Genomic DNA, 22,798 nt, shown 5'->3' with positions numbered 1-22,798 from the left:
TTTTATTCCCAAATAATTGTCTGTACCGCCTTGGCCTCCAAGTTACTGGTATAGCTTTCTTCCCCGTTTATTACGGTAAAGCTTTTCGCTGAACCCGAATCATTCAGCACCACCAAAACCAGGCTGCCATCCGTATTTTGAAAAGCAACATTCTGTAATCCTGTATTACTCTCAAATTCTGTTGAAGAAATACGGTATGCTCCTGGTCTAACGAATTTTGAAAAATGTGCAAGGGAATAGTATTCCACATTTTTATCTATTTCTCCCGAACCTGATATAGTCACAACACCACGACAATCTTGGCAACCATTGTTGGTAGGACCAAAGTTTTCATTGAGTGCAAGGTTCCAGAAAAGTGCTGTTTTTGACCAGTTTTTCGTAGTCCCTATAAGGATATTTCTCATATTCCAGCTAAGATTTTCTGAAAAGTCCGTAGCCCATTCTCCTCCTGAGATTTCAGTGAAATACAAGCCTTTTTCAGGGAAGGCTTCGTGTACTGCTCCCATAGCCGAAACATTACCGGCATAGGCGTGAAAAGCAATACCATCAACATACTTATAAGCCTGCTCATCGGCCAGTATCCTTAAAGGGTATCCTGGTTCATCAAAATTATGGTCGTAAGCGATGATTTTTGTGCTGAGGCCCTGCTGCTGAAAAACTGGTCCAAGGCTGTTTTTTATAAAATTTGCCTGGGCATCGGCCTCCATTCTCATGCTGGGATACCCGGCCTCATGCAGCGGTTCATTCTGAGGCGTTATGGCATCAATTTCGATGCCCTGTGCCTGGTAAGCCTTTATATATTTTACAAAGTAATCAGCATACGTGTCATACCATTTTTCCTGAAGGCTGCCTCCATAAAGGGACTGGCTGGTTTTCATCCAGGCCGGGGCGCTCCAGGGGCTGGCCATTATACCAAGCTCAGGAGAAATTGCCATAATATCCTTTAACACCGGAATCACATGTTTTTCATCTTCAGCAATAGAAAATTCACTGAGATCCGGGTCCTGTTGACCCTGGGGAACATCATCATATGTGAAATCGCTTAATGAGAAATCTGATGCGCCCATGGTCAGTCTCAAATAACTAAGGCCTATCCCGTTTTCAGGATCAAAAAGATCGGAAAGCAAGGCATTTTTCTGATTTGCATCCATCCTGTTGATCACATAGGCCGATGAGCCTGTAAGGGCCGCGCCAAAACCTTCAATTTCCTGATACTGCTGTGAAACATCCAGGTTTGTTGTAGGATGGTCACTTTCTATATTATCATAAATATCCAGATCATCCTGTCGGCTAAGCAGTTTTGAACCTGTGCCGGTAGTGGTCCATACCCTGGCCTGGCCTACAACCTCTCCAACTGGAGCTGGTTGTTCTGGTGGGGCGTAAGTTGGTTCATCCTCTGTGGCACAGGAAAAGGATAAAATTCCCAGGCCTGCTGCCAGTACGTATTTCTTTAAATAAAGTTGCATAATATTCATCTTTTAATACCCGGGATTCTGGGTTAATTCCGGATTCCGGTTGATCTCATTCTGCGGAATTGGAAGTAGTACTTCGTCCTGGGTCATATTATAATCCACCGGCTGATTAGCTCTTAGGTCCACATCGTCTACACTATTCATAACTTCTACCGCTACGCTATATCTTACCAGGTCGCTCCATCTTTCAGCTTCCAGGCTTAGCTCCAACCTTTTTTCCTTTAAAATGGCATCACGCATAGTGTCGGTTGAAGCAGTCTCGGCGTCACTAAGAGGGGGAAGTTCCACCCTTTCCCGAATAATGTTTACCACTTCTGCGGCTTCCCCAGGCCTTCCTAATTCATTAAGGGCTTCGGCCTTGATCAGCATAATATCGGCAAGGCGCAATAAGTAAATATTATCTGCGCTGGCCCAACCACTGGCATTTCTCCATTTGTAGGCGAATGGAACCATACTATTTGGGCTATTACCCCAGTATTCATCTATCCATGGCACAGCTTCGAAAAGAATAGTAGCATCTTTTCTTATCTGGTCATTTTCAGAATCAAAAGCAGCCACAAGGTCAACCGATGGAGTAACGAATTTTCTCCAGGTGTCTCCGCTTATGGAAGGAGGAAGGTGCATTTGCGGCCCCCAGGTGCCTTCATCCCCTCCAAGGTATTGTACTTCCAGAATAGATTCGCTGTTGTTGTAGTGATTACCATCAAAAAGAAAATCATAATTTTCCAGTAGCTCATAGTTTGCCGAACTCGTGATCACGGCATTGGCGTAGTCTAAAACTGCGCTATATTCCGGGCTTGGCTTCTGGGCATATACCTTTGCCAGCAGGGCATTTGCTGCTCCCCTTGTGGCACGGGCCTTATTTACACTGGCATCATCACCATAGGTATCCGGCAACATTTCCGCGGCCATTTCAAGATCCGTAATGATCTGCGCATAAACTTCTTCTTTCGAACTGCGCGGAAGTCTTACCTCTGATGGATCCACAGATTTTATAGGTTCCGTGATCAGCGGAACCCCACCCCATAACTTTACAAGATTATAGTAGTGAAAGGCCCTTAGGAAAAGCGCCTGGCCAATAATGTCTTCCCGTTGATCCGGGGTAATGTCTTGCTCGATCAGAGGCGCCCTTTCAATGACTAAATTAGCCTTGGAAATAGCGTTGTAAATGGCGGACCAGGCATTGAAAACCCTGGAGTTGGTGGTAGAGATATCAATAGCATCTATCTGAAATATTTCAGGATTATCGCCTCCAGCATAGGCGTTATCTGATCTTACATCCTCAAAGAGGATCCTGTCCCAAACATAATAATCGTTGGACTGGAAAGATTCATACACCCCGGTGAGTGCAGCCTGAAGCTGTGTACCGGTAGCATAGGCATTGTCTACGGTCTCCTGAGAAATTGGCTCAAGATCCAGCTCATCGTCACAGGCTGTAAAGCTTGCAACTATAAGCAGCCCAAAGAGGTATTTTTTGAAGTTTATAATTTTCATGACAATTTATTTTTTAAAAAGATAGGTTTAGTCCAAGTATTAGGTTTCTGGTCTGGGGATACGTACCGTAATCCACGCCCATAGTGGTATTACTACCTCCAAATGCGTTGACTTCAGGATCAAAACCAGAATAATCTGTGATGGTAAAGAGGTTTTCTCCTGTAGCATACAATTTTATATGTTGCATATTCGCCCTTTTTATAAGGGATTCAGGAAGATTGTAGCTCAAGGTAAGCGCTTTCATCCTCAGGTATGAGCCGTCTTCAACAAATCTGGTAGACAATCTGGAATTATCGGTACTACCGGCCACGGCCCGTGGAATATCCGTGATATCTCCAGGTTCTCTCCACCTGTCCAAAACTACAGCCGATTGATTTTTAGAATCGGTCATCCCTTCAGTTTCAATCCTGGTGGCGTTAAAGATTTCGTTCCCCTGGGATCCCTGGAGGAAAATAGAAAGTCCAAAATTTTTGTAAGAAAAGGTGTTGGTCATACCATAGATGAAATCTGGATTGGCATTTCCTATAATGGTACGATCTTCAGCTGAAGGGGAGAAGGTAGGTTCTCCTTCATTATTGATGTAGTAGGCATCCCCGGTTTCGGGATCTACTCCTCCCCAGATGTAACCGTAGAAAGAGCCCAGGGACTCACCCTCACGAACCAGGCTTACTTCGCCTCGCCCGGCAATATTGTCTAAAAGGATTTCCTGGCCTACGATATCCACTACTTCATTTCGGTTGAATGATATATTCAGGTTGGTTTGCCATTCAAAGGCACCCTGGGTATTGAAACTATTGACTTGAAATTCCAAACCTTTGTTTCTTAATTGACCTATATTCTGAATAGCATTATCAAAACCGGTAGATCTTGGCAGGGGTGCATTAAGAAGCAGGTCCCTGGTATTTTTCAGGTATGCATCTGCAGTAAAACTAATTCTGTTTTTCAGAAATGATATATCAAGACCCACATTTACCTGTTCGGATTCTTCCCATTTAAGGTTGCCGTTTTCAATAGAAGCCGGGTAGGTGCCAGGCATCACAATACCGCCGATGGGATAATTCCCTCCGCTGCCCACTCTTCCAAAATAGGCATAATTACCGATTTGATCGTTTCCAACAATTCCCCATCCAGCTCTTAGTTTAAGATCAGATATGGTTTTGCTGTTTTCCAGGAAAGCTTCATTAGAGATTCTCCACCCTGCAGAGAAGGAAGGAAAATACCCCCATCTTTCACCGGGTCCGAAGTTACTGGAACCGTCCGCTCTGAAATTGGCCGTTAGCAGGTATTTATCATTAAAATTATAGTTTAATCTTGCCAGAAATGAAGCATTTGCTTTTTCCGCTTTGTCAGCTGAAGCGGCTATTAATTCAGATCCTGCGTTGGGCGTGGTAATCTGGTCGCTTGCGAAATTTCTTCTTTCCAGGTTACTGTTTTCCCACTTGTATTTCTGATATACGGACCCTACCAGGGCTTCAATATTATGATTTCCGAACCTGGCTGTATAATTTAAGGTATTGTCGAAAATATAGTAATTCATCAGGTTAGTGTTATAGCGTCCAATACCTTTCATGGCCCGTCCATAACTTGTTCTGAAAGGATCCAGGAAATAGTCATAATGCGCACTGCTATAATCAGTTCCTATATTTGATTTAAAGGTAAGATCTTCAAAGAATTTAATTTCAGCATATACATTTCCCAATAACCTCTGATTCACGTAGCCTCGTTGTGCTCCGTCAGTGGAGGCTACCGGGTTTTCCCAATCCTGGAAAGGATTACTGGTAAAGGTTCCATCGGGATTATAGATCCCAATATTAGGTGGTGTAGAAAGCACACCCAGTAATACCCCTCCACTGTTAACACTGGTGTTATCGGTTACATCGACATCGGAATAATGGGTATAGGCAATATTGGTTCCCATTTCCAGCCAGTCGGTTACCTCCTGAGAAAAGTTGATTTTAAAATTATAGCGTTCCATTTCCGCACTTCTCACAGCACCTTCCTGCTTGGTATATCCACCGGATAGATAATAGGAAGTTCCTTCATTTTTACCTGACATGGATAACTGATAATTTGTAGACAAACCATCTTCAAAAATTACATTCTGCCAATCGGTATTTTCCGTGTACTGGCTCCAGTCGGTGTTACGTCCGAGTTCTGTCATAAGATCCCGATACTGCTCACTGTTTAAAACCGGTAGGGTATTCCATACCTGTGATACCCCGACATAGGTATCAAAACTAAGCCTTGGTTTTCCGGTACTTCCTTTTTTGGTAGTGATCAGTACAACCCCGTTGGCACCCTGTGCCCCGTATATGGCAGCGGAAGCGGCATCCTTTAAAATGGAAATATTTTCGATGTCTGCCGGGTTAAGGGAACGGGTATCTGTAGTGGGCACACCATCCACTACATATAGAGGTTCGCTACTGGCATTGATCGAGTTGGTTCCTCGTATTCGGATACTGAAACCCGAAGATGGTTTACCTGAGCCAGAAACGACCTGGACTCCGGCAGCTTTACCCTGGATTAGAGCTCCCACCTGTGTATTGGGGCGGTCATCAAAGGCTTCTTCATCTACCGTGGATACGGAACCGGTTATGTCTCTTTTTTGCTGGCTACCATATCCGACCACCACAACTTCTCCCAGGGCCTGTTTATCTTCAGCCAGCGCAATTTGAATATTGTTCTGTCCTTCCAGTAAAATTTCCTTGGGGAGATACCCTAAGAAGGAAACCACAAGAGTTTCCCCAGCTGAGGCTGGTAAGGTAAAATTACCGTCAAAATCTGTTTGTGTTCCCCTGTTAGAATTCTCTACTAGCACGTTTGCACCGGGCAAGGGTAAATTGGTGTTGGCATCAAAAACTGTCCCGGATATTTGACCATCCTGGGCCCAGGTTGAACCAAAAACCAGTAGAGATAGCACCCATAAATAATTTTTAATTTTCATCAGATTTAATGATTTACAATGTTCTTAATTAATACAATAGATAAAATCACTGCCGAATTAACGATTTATCAAAATGAACAACGCGAAAACGTTTTCAGGTTAATTCAACAGGCTTCTAAATTAGAATATGATAACAGCACCTTGAAAATAAGTGCTACATTTGAAATACGTCAATTTCTTAAAGGTACTACGCCAGAGCTACGCTAATGCCCATATTATCCTGTAAATCAGGTTATTTGTGCCGGAACAAAAAATTAACAATTTCTTAAAAATTTCCTATCTTTGTAATCCAAACACTATCATTCACATTGAAATTTCTGTTACATCTAGTCATAGTATTCATTTTTTTAAATGTTTGTTTAGGATATTCTCAGACTAAACTGGATGATTTTCATAAGCTGCCCAGGATCACTCATTATTCGAGAGCCGATTTCCAGGCCGATGTGCAGTTCTGGACCATGACTCAGGATAATGATGGTATCAATTATTTTGGAAACAATGATGGAGTTCTGATATTTGATGGTGAAAGATGGGATAAAATTACCTTGCCCAATAATTCCTCTGTCCGCAGTCTTACCACCTCTAAAGATGGGGTAGTATATGCCGGAGGATTTAATGAACTGGGAATTATAACGAAAGATTCACTAGGTAAATACAGGTATACATCCCTGTTGGAAAAGCTGGAGCTTAATGAGGAAAAACTCGAAAACCTCTGGCAGGTACATCAATTTAAGGATCACATAATCTACCGGTCTTTCGGACAGCTAATAACCATCTCCGGCACCACGGCGACACTGATATCTTCCAACCAGTCTTTTACTTTTTCCGGGTTTGCAAATAATACTTTTTTTGTACAGGATGCAAATCACGGCATCTACAGTTTTGATCCGGCTTCCATGCGGCTTTCCAAGGTCTTTGACCAGGAAGAAATTGACAATAATGAGATCATCGGCTTCCTGCCAGGTAAACTGCCAGGGGAAGTTATCCTTGCAGCAAAGAACGGCAACCTGTATCGTGGCCACCCCGGGACTAAGAAATTAGAACTTTGGAGAAAGGTTATGGGCAGCGACAATGCGGATCAGGTCATATCCTCCACGAAGCTCGGGGATAATTACCTGCTGGGCACCTTAAGTTCCAGAATTATTATGGTAACGGGAGATGGAAAGGTAATTAGGAATTCCCCCTTGTTCGCTGAGCTTTCCAACTCCTCTGTGCTGAATTTGTTCAGGGAAGGTGAAAATGTTTGGGCCCTTTTAAATAACGGCCTGGATTTTATAGAGTTCACAAGTCCGGTCTCACACTTATTCAGTGAGGCATCCATCTATGATATTCTCCTGGATGGAAAGCAAATATATCTAGCGACCAACAAAGGGGTGTATTATAGTGATCTTGCCTTAAGCGGTGAGAACGACTATAAATTTACCTTTACTAAAGTTCCTAACCTGGAGGGCCAGGCATGGTCAGTACAAAAAGAGGAAGGTTCCATTCTCATTGGCCACGATAAGGGATTATTTGAATTGGATGATGGATTAGCGCATAAAATCGGGAACGTTGATGGCTTCTGGAAAGTTTTACCGATTCCGGAATTTGACAACACCTACCTTGCCTGTAATTATAATGGACTTTATCTTCTTAACCAAAGTGGAAGTACGTGGAATCTTGGGAACAAAATTAGTGGTTTTGACGAGTCTACCAGAGATATTCTTAAAGCCGAGGAAAAAAACACCTACTGGGTTTGCCATGGCTATAAGGGGGTCTACAAAGTAAAATTCACCGAGGATTATAGCCGGGTATATGCCGTTGATCACTTCACCGATCAAAATGGTCTTAATTCTCCCTTCAATGTCAATGTAACCAAATGGAAAAATGATATTGTTTTTACCACAAATACCGGTGTTTACGAGTTTGAGAAAAAGGCGAATAGGTTTGAGCCTTACCCGCCGCTGAATGCTATCCTGGATACTGCTTATAATACACGTAAGCTCTTTATGGAGCAGGAAAGAGCATGGTTTGTCCAGGATGATGAAATTGGTTATTTTAATCCAAAGGATACCCAGCCGAAAATTCACAAGAACCTTTTTCTTAATTTAAAGGGGAATCTTAACAGGGGAATGGAAAGTATTTATCCCCTTGCTAATGAGCGGGTTTTAATTGGAGCCACCACAGGCTTGTATTTATTTGATATTGCCTCGGCTTTACCCAGCCAAGTAGTTCCTACCAGGCTCAGTAGCATTTCTATTGTAGAAGGGGAAAACAAGGTTTTTCTCCCGTTAAATACAACTGATGAAATTGAGTTGCCAAAACAATCGGATATCCTCAGGTTTGAGTTCTCAGCTCCCGGAATGTCTCCTGCTTCAACCATACAATATCAATATATTTTAGAGGGAATAGATAAGAAGTGGTCTGCCTGGAAAGATACCCCGTATAAGGAATACACACACCTGAGACCAGGCGAATATATATTTAAGGTACGCAGCAGGGATCTCTCGGGAATGGCGGGTGGTATTGTCGCTTATTATTTCACTGTTCCTAAAGTATGGTACCAAACTAACCTTGCGATCCTTTTTTATGTCCTGGTCTTTATGGCAATTTGCCTGCTCCTTGCGTATTTAATACGAAGAAAAATTCACCAGGTAAGGTTGAAGGCAAAACTTGCCTCCGAGAAAAATCAAAAGCTGCTGCAACTGGAAATAGAGCAGCTCAAATTAAAGCAGGAAAAAGAGAATATACGGAAGGATAAACAAATTCTGGAAGAGGATAATATTCGAAAAAGTAAGGAACTGGCCAATTACACCATGATGCTGGTACAAAAAAAGGATATATTTTCTGAAACTTACCAGGGTCTCCAGAACTTTCGAAAAAGCCTGAAGACACAAACAGCACGTAAAAATCTGCAGGACATTCTTTATAAACTCAACCAGCACCGCATTGGAGAGGAGTACATGAACGTTTTTGATGTTCATTTTGAAAAAGTGCATAAGGATTTTTTCAAACGCCTCAAGGAGATAGATCCAAAATTGACTAAGCGAGAACTCCGACTTTGTGCATTTGTAAAGATGAACCTAACCAACAAAGAAATAGCCCCATTATTGAACATTTCTGTACGAGGAGTGGAAACCGCCCGTTATAGGATCAGAAAGAAGCTCGATGTACAGGAAACCAACTTTCTTGAATTTCTTGAAAACCTTTCTGAACCGGCTGCAAGAACCATATAACTGAAGACAAGAGTTGCATTGAGCGAAATCATTGGTTATAGCATTTCTTTTCGCCTAGATCTTAAGCATTCTGGAACATATCTTACTTTATTATTTTTCTTCTTTAGGATCGTAATTTTTACAATTCAAAAGAAATCGATATTAGTAAGGTTAGGTATAATGAAAAAGGAATCATTTGAAGCAGTTGTACCCGAGATCAGAGAATATTTCTACCATTTTGAAGAAAAAGCATTTACAACTTTGGATATAGCAGTTATTTTTATGCCTAAAAGAAATGGAGGGAAAATAGCTGCAGACAGAAATCAAAAATACCTAATAAATTTTCTAGTTGATTTTAATATTTTTAATTGAATCCACTCAAAAAGAAGCTGATACAGCTTTGAAATAAAGTAATCAATTTTTAGGTTTAGGGTAAGTATTGGTCATTATCCATTCTAAGCTATTTAATTGTTGTATAAATCTCTCAACCTCTTCTATTAAATCTTCGAATTTTGGTGAATCTCCATAAATCATTTGTTCTTGCATTGTTTTATAATCTATTTCCCAGGATTTTATAAATTCATTTGGAGGAATTGGTCGAATAAATTTGGGATGATGCAAATTATAATTGACACCACCTACTTTAGTGAAGGTATATCTATGGGCTACAATAATTTCATATAATTCCTTATTCTGAACGGCATCGGTAGCGTGTTTGGTTTTGGCAAGTCGAAATATATCGTAAAGATGTCGACTTAAACGATTCACCCTTATTTTACTCTTTGGACGCTGAAACTCTTCGTGAAGCAAAAAAAGTTTTTCTAAAAATGTTCTTTCTGGAAGGACCGACGGTATCTCAATATGTTGTTCGAAATAATCCGAGTCGGGGTTTTGTTCATCAACAAAGGAAGCTACCTTTTGGACACTAAATGGTTCTCTCAATGATCGGCACCCTATTTCAACTTGAATTCTAGGATGGATATATCCAGGTGATTCAGTTATATATGGATAATAAATTTCGATAATACGAGGATCCTGATCACTTGATTCTGCAGGAATGATATTAAATTCAACATTCTTAAAACCTTTTTGCTTAAAACATGCCTGTAATTTTAGATAAAAAATTTCTGAAATGTAGGCGCTTGTTTCTTTTCTAAGTTTCGTTCGCTCCTTTTTTGATAATTCCCCTGAGTATCCAAAGAACTTACGGTCAACAGCAAGATCAATATCTTCACTGAAGCGTTCGATAACTTTCCATGCTTTGCTCAGTGATGTTCCACCCTTAAAAACTAAATGTTCTGCCAATTCCATTTCGAAGATAATTTTCAAAGTTTGAACAACCCACCAATCTTTTTCAACTGCATAATGTGGGATTCCCGTTTTACCTTCCACGTTTTGATAAATAGCAATTTTATCCTCTTTTGGGATGTTATAAAATTTCATTTTTTATTTAGAGCTTTTTCCATAATTTTCTGAATCCATACTGGTGCCAGTTCAAGGTCATGAAGAAGTTCTTTTTTATTTTCTTTTTTTAAAAGATTTATAATTTTTGCTTCCTCTTCATTGGTTAACTGTTCTTTTCCAATTTCCCTTAGGGCTTGTATTACTAATCTACTTATATTTCCTATGGCAGATAGATTTTTTGGAGTGGTTTTCTTTAATTTTATACTTCGTTTCCCTAATTTTATTTCTCTGGGTGCCCCGTCGGTAAGAAAAACAAGTTTCATTGGCACTTGGGTACTCAAACCTAATGCACTTAAGGCATATACTCCAGTTGGCACCAACCTGATTTTATCTCTTTTGGCTATCGATTGAGCTATTTTTTCAGCTGTAGGCAAAACCTCGCCAACATATTTGTTTAGTTTTGGACGTACATAAAGTCCCTGGGCAACCCTTCGAATAAAGCCCTCTTTTTCGATTCGGTGCAATGCCAATCGAACTGCCTCAGAAGATCCTAATTTTCTAAAGTCATCAGGGAAAAGTAATTCTCCTCTTTCCTTTTGAATAATACTCTTTTTTATTTTAGTTTCTGTGCTCTCCATTGGATGGAACTATTTTTAATTTGTAACAAAAATAGTAAAAATTTGTTACAAATAAATTGAGTCTTGAAACTTTTACTTTTAAAGATAATGTACTAAATGCTTGTAAAAGAATCGACTAGAAAGTCTTTCTTAATGATTTTTAAAACCCTGAAATTAAGCGAAAGATAACAGCTGAAAAAACCTGAAGATTTAATTAGCACGTAAAAACTTGCAGGATATTTTGTAAAACTGAACCAGCTGCAAGAAAAATATAACAAAATACAAGAGTTATAATGTGCGATAAACATTGGTTATAGCATTTATTTCCGGGTGGATTAGTCTTTTAGTTTTTCTATCCCGGAAATTTTCCGCAGATCCGAGCTTTTCTTTAGCTCCTGGATTTTATCCAGTAATGTTTTTATAAGTTTTTTATCCTTAATTTTTTGAATGACCTTTTTAAAATTTGAATTGTAATTTAATTACTTGTTTCCAAATGTAACCGATGTGCATTTCTTGAATTTCCTTCGGACTCTATCGGTAAGAAGGAATAGATATAAGTTCACTTGCAGTTTGGTAAAGTTGGTGGGCACACCTGCTTAATTATTATCGAAATGGATGTAAATTTTAGGTTGACAATTATGCATTCCGCAACTCACTGATTTTAATCCTTGTCTGTTTTTGTAGTAAAATTGCTGTAAATTAGAAGCAAACTCATTGTTATTGCAATTGAAGATAAAAAATTAAGAAACAAATCTTTTAATCCACAAAGATGCATTGAGAGGGCTAGAGCCAATAAAAGAGTGAAGAGCCAAAGGTGGACCATTAGAGTATCTGAAAACTCATATGTTTGGAGTAATATGATGGAAAGAGTGGCTCTAATAAGAGAAGGTTTACCTTATGAGGCGATAGAATTTATTAGCGATAAATCTAATTTAACTATCAAACAAGTACTTCATTTATTGGATTTGCCCCAAACTACTTACAATAAGAGAAAGAGAGATAAAAATTTATTAAGTGGAAGAGACAGCGAAACTATTTTAGTATTAACAGAATTGTTGGAATATGGACTGAATGTATTCAATGGCGAAAAAGAAAAATTTCAGCGTTGGTTACAAAAACCTAATATTTCATTGGGAGGGGGTGACACCAATAAGCCTATTCGATTCCTTAACTGGGATTCAAGAGGTTCGAAATGCCTTAAATAGACTGGAATATGGAAATTTGGCCTAATGAGAGTTTATAGGATAGAATGAAAAAAATATCTTGAAACCACGCTAAAAGGAATTGAAGCATCTCGTAAAGATGGTTACAGGTGGAATAGCTTTAATACATTTCTGGTTTATACATCAGAGTCAAGAGCTTTAGCTACTTTAGAAGTGTCTGTGCATTTAGATCTGAATGAGGACTTACCAACAGTTCGTTACTACGTAGAAATTAATATTCCTGAGGATATCGAAATACTGGAATTAAAACATAAGGACTTACCAGAAGACTGGGATTCCAAACCTCCAATCCTTGAAACCCAATTTATAGGTGATGATTTTGTAAATGATAATGAAGCTGCTGTTTTGAAAGTACCCAGCAGCATTGTAAAGTCCGAATTTAATTATTTGATAAATCCAAATCACCCTGATTCTAAAAAGATAACTGTTGTTTCGAAAATACCTTTAAAGTTTGATGAACGTTTAAAACAAACTAAAAAGGATGAATTAGAAAAAAACTAGGCCAATATGCAAAAGCAACGTCTCCATGATTAGGCTCCATGTAGTTGCAACAGGGCCTGGGCAGCTTTTTTTTGGTGAGATTCTAAGAATTTGAATATCAGTCATTATCATAGGTCATCTCCGTAGGAATCCCTTGTAAAAGCCAAAAAAACATTGATGGTATACAATAAATCCCTGGGTCTCTTATACCAGCAGCTCATCGGTTTATCAGTTGAACTTCTAGGGTGAATTTTAATATTCAAATTGCTCACAATATTAGGATGGGAGTTGATAAATATTTTAATCAGCCTTTTGTGAAGGTGAAGGTGAAGGTGAAGGTGATCCTTACCGTCAACAAGCTTCAAGATTATGGATGTACATATTTACTGTTTTTCTTTTGTTTCCATAATAAATTGCTTTTTAGTGTAAAGCCATTTCAGGACAAGACAAAAATGTGGCTTAACTTGTTGTTGTCCCGTTTTTTGTTGCAAGTTCACCGGATAAAAAGATGTGAAAATGCCATCAAGATTATTTTAATTCAATAATCTGTATCTTCTAGAATAAACTTAATTCATATACTTTTTATATATTTGTTCATATTTTATTAATGTTCACGAATAATGAACAAATGATAATAATGAACAAAGATCCTTTAAAAAATGAATGAAGTAGATATTATAACCAGGGCTATTCATAATTTAGAAAAAGATGTTCCAATAATTTGGGACTGGAAGATTATGGAGGAGAACAATGATATTGGAGTTGATGGTGAATTGGATATAACGATAAATAATCAAAAAATTTTAATGTTAGTTGAGGTAAAAAAAGATGTGAAAAATCATCAAATACTCAATATAATTAATTATAACAATGAATATCAAAACTTTCTACTTGTTGCCGAAAAACTATTTCCAAAAGTAAAGGAAGAACTTCGCGCACATAAAGTGAATTATTTAGAAGGCAATGGAAATGTTTATATAAATCATAATGAGGTATTCTTATATATAGATACCAACAAGACACTTAAAGCTAAAAAAGATAAAGGAAATAGGGCATTTACCAAAACTGGACTTAAAGTCATATTTCATTTTTTATTAAATCCCCAGTTAATAAATCATACACAGAGAGATATTGCTGAGATTACAAATGTGGCTTTGGGGAATATTCCCTTAATTATAAATGGTCTGTTAGACACCAATTTCATCTTAAAATTGAATAAGAATGAATACGTGATAAATAATTATGAAGATCTTCTTAATAGATGGGTTACAGAATTTGAACAAACTTTAAAACCTACAATATTTAAGCAACGTTTTAGATTTCAGAATAAAGATCAATATTGGAAAGAGATACAGTTCAATCAGGAGAAAACCGTATGGGGAGGAGAACCTGCAGGAGACATACTCACCAATCATTTACGACCGGAAAAGTTTATTTTATATACCACCGAGACCGTAAGGGATTTGATGATCAACTATAGATTAATACCAGATGATCAAGGCGAGTTATGGGTATACGACCTCTTTTGGAACCCTAAATATAACAAGAATACAGCACCCATAGCACCCATAGCTTTAGTCTATGCAGAACTAATGATCGGAGATGATAAAAGAAGCAAAGAAACTGCAAATATAATTTTCAATGAGCAAATCAAACCAAACCTATAAGCAATTAGCAATCCCTCATTTTAAAGAGGTTTTTGACATTATCGATGAGATATTGGTAAAACTGAACATACCATACTATCTCATTGGTGCAAGTGCGGTAGCCTTAGAACTATTGAAAGGAGGCATTAAACCCAGTAGAGGAACTAAAGATATTGATTTTGCAATAATGATATCTTCCATACAGGAATTTGAAGCTGTGGTTAAAGCACTTCTCAAATATGGATTTAACAAAGTAGAAGCACCTTGGACGCTATATAATGACAAATTCAATATTGCCATTGACTTATTACCTTTTGGTGAAATTGAGGAAAAGTTTACCATACAGTTTAATGAGCGCTATACTGATTTGCACGTTTTGGGTTTTAGCGAAGTGCTAAAAGAATCCGAGAGCGTAAACATAGAAGAAAAGTCTTTAAAGATTCCGTCCCTTCCAGGAATGGTGATTCTTAAACTAATCGCCTGGAGCGACAGACCAGAAGAACGTGACAATGATCTCTACGATATTTTGAGAATTATAGAGCATTATTTCGATTTAAATTACGACAACATCATGGAGCATCATCACGATACATTTACAGAGGAGGAAATTTTCGACCAACTGAAAATAGCTGCAAGAGTTCTTGGAAGAAATTCCAGTAAATTCTTAAACGTGTCTGATGCAATAAAAAATCGAATTCTAAACACCATTAATGATAATGTTGATAATGCTGAAAGCTCAGCGATTGCAAAACAATGGGTAAAAAATAAAGATTGGGAATTAGAGTATGCAGTTCAAATACTTAAAGAGTTTCGATTTGGGCTGATGGATAACTTGGATTAAATTCAATGATTTCACCTAGATTGGTGAAAATATTTGAATATGAAAAGCCTTCTTAGGGCTATAGGAGAAGGATACTACATCAATAAGATTGCTGATTTTCTTAATGATAAAGGTGTGGAAAATTACAAAGTAGAATTGGGAGGAGAAGTGAAAACCCGTGGCTATAATGGAACAGGTAAACTATGGAAAATTGGCATTGAAAACCCATACTTCAGTATGGGCAAAGAAAAGGACAGGTTTATTCATATCATCACACTTAAAAATACAGCGATAAGTACTTCAGGAAGTTATCGTAAATTTTATTTGGACAGTTCCGGTAAACGAAGACCTCATATTATAAACCCAGAAACAGGTTCTCCTGTAGATCACAGTTTACTTTCGGTTTCCATAAAATGCAAGAATGCGGAAAAAGCCGACGCTATGGCTACTGCTTGTATGGTGTTAGGTCAAAAAACGGCTATGGAACCTATAGCAGAAGACAGAGAGGTGGAGGGGCTCTTGATTTACGATGATAATTACAATTCTCTCAGGTTATGGAAATCAGAAGGTTTTTAAAACCAAAGCACAGGCTGAAATCTGCTGCTAAGTTTACTAGCTATCTATTGACAACAATATGTGGAACTAAAGAAAATCAATTCGAAATCCGGGTCAAAATCATACAGCGCTATTATCCATTATTATGAAATACTTATTGACCAGGAACCAGGCCTATTTTTTTTCAACGCCAATGGCTTGCTAGTAGCTGATATCCTTCCCAACGAGCTTGGTAAGTTTTCCATCTCAGGTAAAACCTGACAGGCAGCGGGATAGATCAGGAAAAGATTGTAATTATCGGTATTTTTAATATACATTTGCAACTCTTTAACTAATGAATTTAGATCATTAATAAGAAACTACATTATAAGGATATCTTTAAATGGCTATGGTCACCATTTACAATCCTTGTCTTCTTTTTAGGTATTTCCGTTGCGGAGGCCTCTCAGGATTCCAATACTGAAGTTTTCATTTCTTCGGTTAAATCCATCCAAAGTGATGCTGTAGATCTTCATGCTATTGGAGATTTATATTATTCCGACCGCTGTACGGAATTGGAAATTGAAGAAAATGATGATCCGCAGCGCTACTTCTTAAAAGGGGAGTCTTCCCGAGCTTTTAGGGAGCTTCAAAACCTTACTGGAAATTCCCAACCGCATTGGGGTAATTCCTTTAAAAAAATCAAACTTTACATTCTTTTTCACTCCTGGAAATTCTTCATGGCAGCATTATCATAGAACCTACACAGGTTTTTTTAGTTCTATTATAGCTTTTAGATCCTTATACGTCCTTTTCCTGTTTCTATAAACCTGGAATAAGGCCTGTTTCAATCTGTACATACATAAGGTCTAATTGCTCTTTCCACAGCCTTTTTAAGGTTAAAGTTTTATTTATAATAACGTTAGCAATGAATTCTAAAGTAATTAGTTATATCGGCCTGTTTGTGGCCGTTTTGGCAGTATTTGCCAGTTGTCAATCAGATCATCATCAAAAAAGCCACCAGGGTCACCATACAGGTGTTTTGGAAGTGAGTAACCCGATTAAAAAAGATACTTCATATTACAACCCTTATGTTTCACAGATACAGGCCTTTCAGCATATTGAGTTAAAATCTATGGAAAATGGCTACCTGGAGAGAATCCTGGTAGACGAAGGGGAGCTTGTAGAAAAGGGCCAGCTTTTATTTCAGATTCAACCCACGGTATACAAGGCCGAAGTTAAGAAAGCCGAGGCCGAGATGCAGAAGGCCATGGTGGAATATCAAAATACCAGGGCGCTGGCTGATAGTAATGTGGTGTCCAGCAACGAACTTTCCCTGGCCAGGGCACACCTGGACAATGCAGAAGCGGAATTGGACCTAAAAAAAGCACATTTAAAGTTTACCGAAATAAGAGCCCCTTTTAATGGTATTATCGGACGGTTTGAGGATATCCGGTTAGGCTCCCTGATAGAGGAGGGTGAAAAACTGACCACCCTAACCGATAACAGTAAAATGTGGGTCTATTTCAATGTGCCAGAATCAGCTTATCTTGATTACGCACAGCACCAGAGGGGCAGCGTAGATTCGCTCCAGCTCCAACTGGCCAATGGCCAGGTTTTTAATAAAAAGGGGACCATAACGGCTATTGAAGCTCAGTTTGACAACACTACGGGAACCATTGCATTTAGAGCGAGCTTTGCTAATCCGGACAGGTTACTTCGCCAGGGGCAAACCGGTAATATCTTATGGCCTGTGGCAATACATGAGGCCCTGCTCATACCGCAGAAAGCAACTTTTGAGATCCTGGAGAAAAGATATGTTTATGTAGTAGATAAAAAGGGGGAAGTTCATTCCAGGGAGATTGAGATCGCCAGTGAACTTGATCATTTATATGTGGTGAAAGAAGGCTTAAATCCAGAGGATAAATTTTTACTCGAAGGATTAAGGAAAGTGCAAAATGGCGATAAAATTGAGTTCGAGTTCAAAAAGCCAGAGGTTGTCTTTGCAAACTTGGAACTCCACGCTGAATAATAAATTCCTATAAAACATTTCCTTATGTTTCAAAATATTCTAAAAAGGCCGGTACTGGCTATAGTGCTGTCCATTGTCATTGTTTTTGTTGGCCTGATGTCGATTTTTCAATTACCCATATCGCAGTTTCCCTCCATCGCCCCAACAACAGTTAATATATTTGTGGCCTACCCAGGTTCCAGTGCGGATGTATTGGTGAAATCCACCATAATCCCATTGGAAACGGCCATAAACGGGGTCCAGGGCATGCGTTACATATCCTCGGATGCCACTAGTGCGGGGGAAGGTACCATCCGGGTGATCTTTGAACCCGGCACCGATCCTAACCAGGCGGTAATAAGAGTAAAAACAAGGGTAGACCAGGTCATGCCAAATTTACCACCCCTGGTACAGCGTGAAGGAGTACAGATTAAACCTATTCAGCCCAGCATGCTATTGTATGTAAATCTTGCCAGTGAAAAGGGAAGTAACATTGATGAGAAGTTTCTTTACAATTACGCCTATACCAAGGTGGTTCCGGAACTCCAGCGCATAAAGGGTATTGCCCGTGCCCAAATTCTTGGTGCTCGTAAATATGCCATGCGTATTTGGCTAAAGCCCGACCGGATGCGGGCCTATAAAATATCCGCGGAAGAGGTAATGAAGGCCCTGGAGGAGCAGAGTATCATCGGGAGGCCGGGACGCCTGGGAAGAAGCTCAGGGATCAAGGCGCAATCCAAGGAATTTGTACTGACTTATGCCGGGAGATACAATACTGCTGAGCAGTACGAAAATATCATTCTTAAGAGTACAGAAGAGGGACAGCAAGTAAAGCTTGCAGATGTAGCTGATGTAGGCCTGGGGAGTGAATTCTTCGATATCTATTCTAATTTGGACGGAAAACCTTCATCTTCCATTGTGCTTAAACAGACCCTGGGCAGCAATGGTAGTAAGGTTATTGCTGCGGTAAAGGAAAAAATGAAGGAGCTGGAAAAGGATTTTCCAGAAGGCATACGCTACCAGTACAGTTATGATGTTTCTAAATTTTTAGACGCTTCCACCCAACAGGTGATGCATACCATCCGGGATGCATTTCTTTTGGTCTCCCTGGTGGTCTTTGTTTTTCTTGGAAACTGGCGGGCCACCCTTATTCCTATCCTGGCAGTTCCGGTATCGCTTATAGGCGCATTTTTCTTTATACAATTACTAGGGATGTCTATCAATCTGATTACCCTTTTCGCCCTTGTGTTGGCCATTGGAGTAGTGGTTGATGATGCTATTGTGGTAGTGGAAGCCGTATATGAGAAAATGGAGGAAGATTCTCGGCTTAGCCCGTATAAGGCAACCCAGATGGCGATGAAAGAATTAAGTGGCGCTATTATAGCTATAACCCTGGTGATGACCTCTGTCTTTGTTCCGATAGCCTTTATGGGCGGACCGGTAGGGGTTTTTTATCGGCAGTTTTCCATTACCATGGCAAGTTCCATCGTGATATCCGGTTTGGTAGCCTTAACGCTGACCCCGGTACTTTGTGCAATTTTTCTTAAAAACCCGCATGGGAAAAGAAGAAAATCTTTATTCGATCGGTTTATAGATGGCTTTAACCGAGGTTTCGCAAAGCTTACAGGGCGATATGTCACAATACTTAACAAGATAGTAACCCGGAGAATCGTCACTTTTGGTGTCCTGGGATTATTTGTTTTCGGGATGATTTATACCAGCAATATCCTCCCTTCAGGCTTTGTACCTAATGAAGACCAGGGGACCATTTATGCTATTATCCAAACGCCCCCAGGCTCCACCTTGGAACAGACCAACCAGGTAGCTGGCCAGCTTCAGAAAATCGCTGAAGAGGTAGATGGAATTGCATCTGTAACCTCCCTGGCTGGTTATGAAATTATGACAGAAGGCCGCGGATCCAATGCAGGAACTTGTTTGATCAACCTGGAGCCCTGGTCGCAGCGGGAGAAAAATGTCGATGAGATTATGGAGGAACTAGAGGAGAAAACCCGGGACCTTGGTGCCATTGTCGAATATTTTGAACCCCCGGCGGTACCAGGATTTGGTTCTTCCGGTGGTTTCTCATTCCGCATGCTCGATAAAACCGATGCCACAGGCTACCAGGAGTTCGATCGAATCAACCAGAATTTCCTGAATAAATTACGGGAAAGGGAGGAACTGAAAGGCCTGTTTACCTTCTATGCAGCCAACTACCCCCAATATGAACTGGTGATTGATAATCAAGCCGCTATGCAAAAAGGGGTCTCCATCGGTGCGGCTATGGAAAATTTAAATATACTTATAGGGAGTACCTACGAACAGGGGTTTATTCGGTTTGGACGTTTCTTTAAAGTCTATGTACAGGCAGCGCCTGAATACCGCAGGTTTATTTCTGATTTAGATGAATATTTTGTAAAAAATGAAGAAGGGGAAATGGTGCCTTATTCTGCCTTTATGAATTTCAACAAAACCCAGGGGCCCAATGAAATCACCCGGTACAACCTGTACAACTCTGCCTCCATAAGGGGCTTGCCTGCAGCCGGATACACCACCGGGGATGCCATTGAAGCCATTAAAGAGGTAGCCAGTCAAACCCTGCCTAAGGGCTTTGATATTGCCTGGGAGGGTTTATCCTATGACGAGGCACAGCGAGGTAATGAATCCATTTATATATTTTTAGTGGTGATATTCTTTGTGTACGTGGTGCTGGCTGCCCAGTATGAGAGTTTTGTTCTGCCCCTGGCAGTATTGCTCTCCCTTCCGATAGGGATCTTTGGAACTTTTTTAATGCTAAAAATGATGGGACTGGCCAATGATGTGTATGCACAAATCGGCATGATCATGCTGGTAGGCCTATTAGGAAAAAATGCGGTTCTGATCGTGGAATTTGCGGTACAAAAGCAGAATGAAGGGGCTACCATTCTAGTAGCGGCTATCGAAGGGGCCAAGGCCAGGTTTAGACCGATCCTTATGACTTCATTTGCATTTATGGCCGGATTAATTCCCCTGGTACTTGCCACCGGGGCAGGGGCAATTGGTAACCGTACCATAGGTGCCGCCTCGCTGGGAGGAATGCTTTTTGGAACGCTCTTCGGGGTGCTGATCATTCCAGGACTCTATTACAGCCTGGCTAAATTAGTGGAAGGCAAGGAACTTATAAAAGGAGAATCCCATATTACCCTATCCGAGGCCTATAGCAATGAACCCACTAAAGCTTCCCTGGTTAAAAAAATAGCCAACTTAAATACCCTAATTAAAATGCGTCATCGTAAAAAAAATAAAAATGAATAGTACTATAAATCACCTTAAACATTTATTCATAATTGTTTTAGTAGGTCTTATGGGGAGCTGTAGCATCCCCGGGCCTGGTTTAAAAAAAGCCCATACAGCTTTACCCGGAAGTTATAAGTATCAGGATCTCTCCGGGAGCAGGATGGAGAAGATCAGCTGGAGAGCATATTTCGATGACCCAAAGCTAAGCGGGTTAATCGATACCGCCCTAAGCAACAACCAGGAATTAAATATCGTCCTGCAGGAACTCAAAGTGCGTCAAAATGAGGTGCTTGAGAAATCAGGGGAATATTTACCTCAGGTTAAACTGGAGGCAGGAGCCGGGGTAGAGAAGTCAGGACGATATACCCGCATGGGGTCACTAGAACATAACCTGGAAATCAAAGAAGGAGAGGAATTTCCCGAACCTTTAGGGGATTTTCAGATAGGGCCCGTGGCCAGTTGGGAAGTAGACATTTGGCGAAAACTACGCAATGCTAAGGATGCTGCCCAGCTGAGGTATTTAGCAGCTAACCAGGGAAAAAACCTGTTGATCACCAATTTAATAGCGGAAATAGCAAGTGAATATTATGAGCTGCAGGCACTGGATACTTTGTTGGAAATCATTAAAAACAACCTTTCCATCCAGGAGGAGGCCTTGCGAAAAGTTAAATTACAGAAGCTATATGCAAGGACCACGCAACTGGCCGTGAATCGATTTCAGGCGCAACTCCTGAAAACAAAAAACCTGCAATACGGGGTCAAGCAACAAATTGTGGAAACCCGCAACCGATTGAATTTTTTGGTAGGACGATACTCAGGGGATATCGGGAGAAACAAAGAAGACTTTTTGAGTATTCAACTGGATAGTCTTGAGACTGGAATTCCATCAGATTTACTGGAATACAGGCCGGATATCCGACAGGCAGCATACCAGTTGCAAGCCTCCAAATTAGATGTCAGGGTGGCCCGGGCGGAATTCTATCCAAGCCTGGATATTACAGCAGGTATAGGTTTTGAGGCCTTTAAGCCAAGTTTACTTTTCAACCCGGAATCCCTGCTTTATAATGCTGCAGGTGAAATAATGGCACCCCTGATCAATAAAAAAGCCATCAGGGCAAGGTACAACCAGGCTTCTGCATTGCAGGTCCAGGCTGTATTTGAATACGAACGGGCTGTTTTAAATGCCTACACTGAAGTACTGAATAAGCTGAATAAACTCGATAACTATTCCGCTAGTTTCAAGACGAAAAAGAAAGAGGTAGCTATTTTAAATGAATCCTTTGCTATTGCCAATACCCTTTTTAAATATGCAGAGGCAGATTATGTAGAAGTACTCTTAACCCAGGAAGAAGCCCTGGATGCCAAGATGGAATTGGTGGAAACCAAGCTCCATCAACTCCAGGCTAAAATAAACCTCTATCGAGCCTTGGGCGGAGGTTGGCAATAAGTATATTAGCTTCCTGGAAATATTAAGACTACGGAATAAAAAAGGTACTATAAAAAAATGCGACAAACCCCATAATTTAAGCCTTATTCAGACTAACCTTTAAAAGTTCAGAATAAGGCTTAAATTTATAAGTTTGTGGTAGATATGATTCAAACTATTGATAACTTAAAAAGTTGATGTAGATCAAATCGGTTGAATATTTAAAGAATATCTATCAGAGTATTGCTTTCCGGATATTT

14 protein-coding genes and 2 pseudogenes are annotated in these 22,798 nt (G+C 39.9%); 11 read left to right on the top strand and 5 right to left on the bottom strand.

All coding sequences use genetic code 11. The annotated features are described in order from the left end of the window. Nucleotides 1-2 precede the first annotated feature (2 nt). From DET49_RS02895 to DET49_RS02885, 3 genes are read right to left on the bottom strand one after another with little or no spacing between them, the layout of a single operon-like run. Nucleotides 3-1,466, bottom strand: a complete 1,464-nt coding sequence (locus tag DET49_RS02895) for a glycoside hydrolase family 30 protein (protein WP_133546655.1) — start codon at nucleotides 1,464-1,466, stop codon at nucleotides 3-5. Between the two features lie 12 nt (nucleotides 1,467-1,478). After that, nucleotides 1,479-2,966, bottom strand: coding sequence for a RagB/SusD family nutrient uptake outer membrane protein (locus tag DET49_RS02890; RefSeq protein ID WP_166636531.1), 1,488 nt, complete (start codon nucleotides 2,964-2,966; stop codon nucleotides 1,479-1,481). A 13-nt stretch (nucleotides 2,967-2,979) separates the two neighbouring features. Next, a complete protein-coding gene (locus DET49_RS02885; RefSeq protein ID WP_133546653.1) occupies nucleotides 2,980-5,910 on the bottom strand; it encodes a SusC/RagA family TonB-linked outer membrane protein in 2,931 nt (976 codons plus the stop codon). Nucleotides 5,911-6,218: 308 nt separating this feature from the next. On the opposite strand from DET49_RS02885, the gene DET49_RS02880 reads away from it, so the two are divergent. After that, nucleotides 6,219-9,125 carry a triple tyrosine motif-containing protein gene (locus tag DET49_RS02880; RefSeq protein ID WP_133546652.1) on the top strand — a complete coding sequence of 969 codons (2,907 nt, stop codon included), beginning with the start codon at nucleotides 6,219-6,221 and terminating at the stop codon, nucleotides 9,123-9,125. 159 nt (nucleotides 9,126-9,284) lie between these two features. After that, nucleotides 9,285-9,476 (top strand): hypothetical protein, encoded by a 192-nt coding sequence (locus DET49_RS02875; RefSeq protein WP_133546651.1) that lies wholly within the window; start codon nucleotides 9,285-9,287, stop codon nucleotides 9,474-9,476. Between the two features lie 42 nt (nucleotides 9,477-9,518). Here DET49_RS02875 and DET49_RS02870 read toward each other — a convergent pair whose 3' ends face one another. Continuing rightward, nucleotides 9,519-10,547 carry a nucleotidyl transferase AbiEii/AbiGii toxin family protein gene (locus DET49_RS02870; protein WP_133546650.1) on the bottom strand — a complete coding sequence of 343 codons (1,029 nt, stop codon included), beginning with the start codon at nucleotides 10,545-10,547 and terminating at the stop codon, nucleotides 9,519-9,521. Continuing rightward, nucleotides 10,544-11,146, bottom strand: a complete 603-nt coding sequence (locus DET49_RS02865; RefSeq protein WP_133546649.1) for a DUF6088 family protein — start codon at nucleotides 11,144-11,146, stop codon at nucleotides 10,544-10,546. Before DET49_RS02865 ends, DET49_RS02870 begins: the two co-directional genes overlap by 4 nt. Before the next feature lie 836 nt (nucleotides 11,147-11,982). Here DET49_RS02865 and DET49_RS18875 point away from each other — a divergent pair. The 9 genes and pseudogenes from DET49_RS18875 to DET49_RS02825 all read left to right on the top strand — a co-directional run. After that, nucleotides 11,983-12,102, top strand: a pseudogene (locus DET49_RS18875) (antitoxin); the annotation flags it as partial. 94 nt (nucleotides 12,103-12,196) lie between these two features. After that, complete coding sequence (locus DET49_RS18635; protein WP_317130295.1) at nucleotides 12,197-12,355, top strand: MbcA/ParS/Xre antitoxin family protein; 159 nt, start codon at nucleotides 12,197-12,199, stop codon at nucleotides 12,353-12,355. A 38-nt stretch (nucleotides 12,356-12,393) separates the two neighbouring features. Continuing rightward, nucleotides 12,394-12,849: pseudogene (locus DET49_RS02855) on the top strand (RES family NAD+ phosphorylase); the annotation flags it as partial. A 638-nt stretch (nucleotides 12,850-13,487) separates the two neighbouring features. Further along, nucleotides 13,488-14,495, top strand: coding sequence for a type IV toxin-antitoxin system AbiEi family antitoxin (locus tag DET49_RS02850; protein WP_133546648.1), 1,008 nt, complete (start codon nucleotides 13,488-13,490; stop codon nucleotides 14,493-14,495). After that, complete coding sequence (locus DET49_RS02845) at nucleotides 14,470-15,315, top strand: nucleotidyl transferase AbiEii/AbiGii toxin family protein (RefSeq protein ID WP_133546647.1); 846 nt, start codon at nucleotides 14,470-14,472, stop codon at nucleotides 15,313-15,315. Before DET49_RS02850 ends, DET49_RS02845 begins: the two co-directional genes overlap by 26 nt. 39 nt (nucleotides 15,316-15,354) lie before the next feature. Next, on the top strand, nucleotides 15,355-15,870 hold the full coding sequence (locus DET49_RS02840; protein ID WP_133546646.1) for an FAD:protein FMN transferase: 516 nt from the start codon (nucleotides 15,355-15,357) through the stop codon (nucleotides 15,868-15,870). Nucleotides 15,871-16,756: 886 nt separating this feature from the next. Continuing rightward, the gene (locus tag DET49_RS02835; RefSeq protein WP_133546645.1) at nucleotides 16,757-17,860 is read left to right on the top strand and encodes an efflux RND transporter periplasmic adaptor subunit; all 1,104 of its coding nucleotides are present in this window, start codon (nucleotides 16,757-16,759) and stop codon (nucleotides 17,858-17,860) included. Between the two features lie 24 nt (nucleotides 17,861-17,884). Further along, nucleotides 17,885-21,130 (top strand): efflux RND transporter permease subunit, encoded by a 3,246-nt coding sequence (locus tag DET49_RS02830; RefSeq protein WP_133546644.1) that lies wholly within the window; start codon nucleotides 17,885-17,887, stop codon nucleotides 21,128-21,130. Beyond that, complete coding sequence (locus DET49_RS02825) at nucleotides 21,123-22,559, top strand: TolC family protein (protein WP_133546643.1); 1,437 nt, start codon at nucleotides 21,123-21,125, stop codon at nucleotides 22,557-22,559. The genes DET49_RS02830 and DET49_RS02825 overlap by 8 nt, the downstream gene beginning before the upstream one ends. Nucleotides 22,560-22,798: the final 239 nt, after the last annotated feature.

Origin of the sequence: Salegentibacter sp. 24 (assembly GCF_004362395.1) — a bacterium.
Classification (GTDB): domain Bacteria; phylum Bacteroidota; class Bacteroidia; order Flavobacteriales; family Flavobacteriaceae; genus Salegentibacter.
The sequence above is the reverse complement of the archived record's forward strand: the minus strand, read 5'-3'. Positions and strand labels throughout refer to the sequence as shown.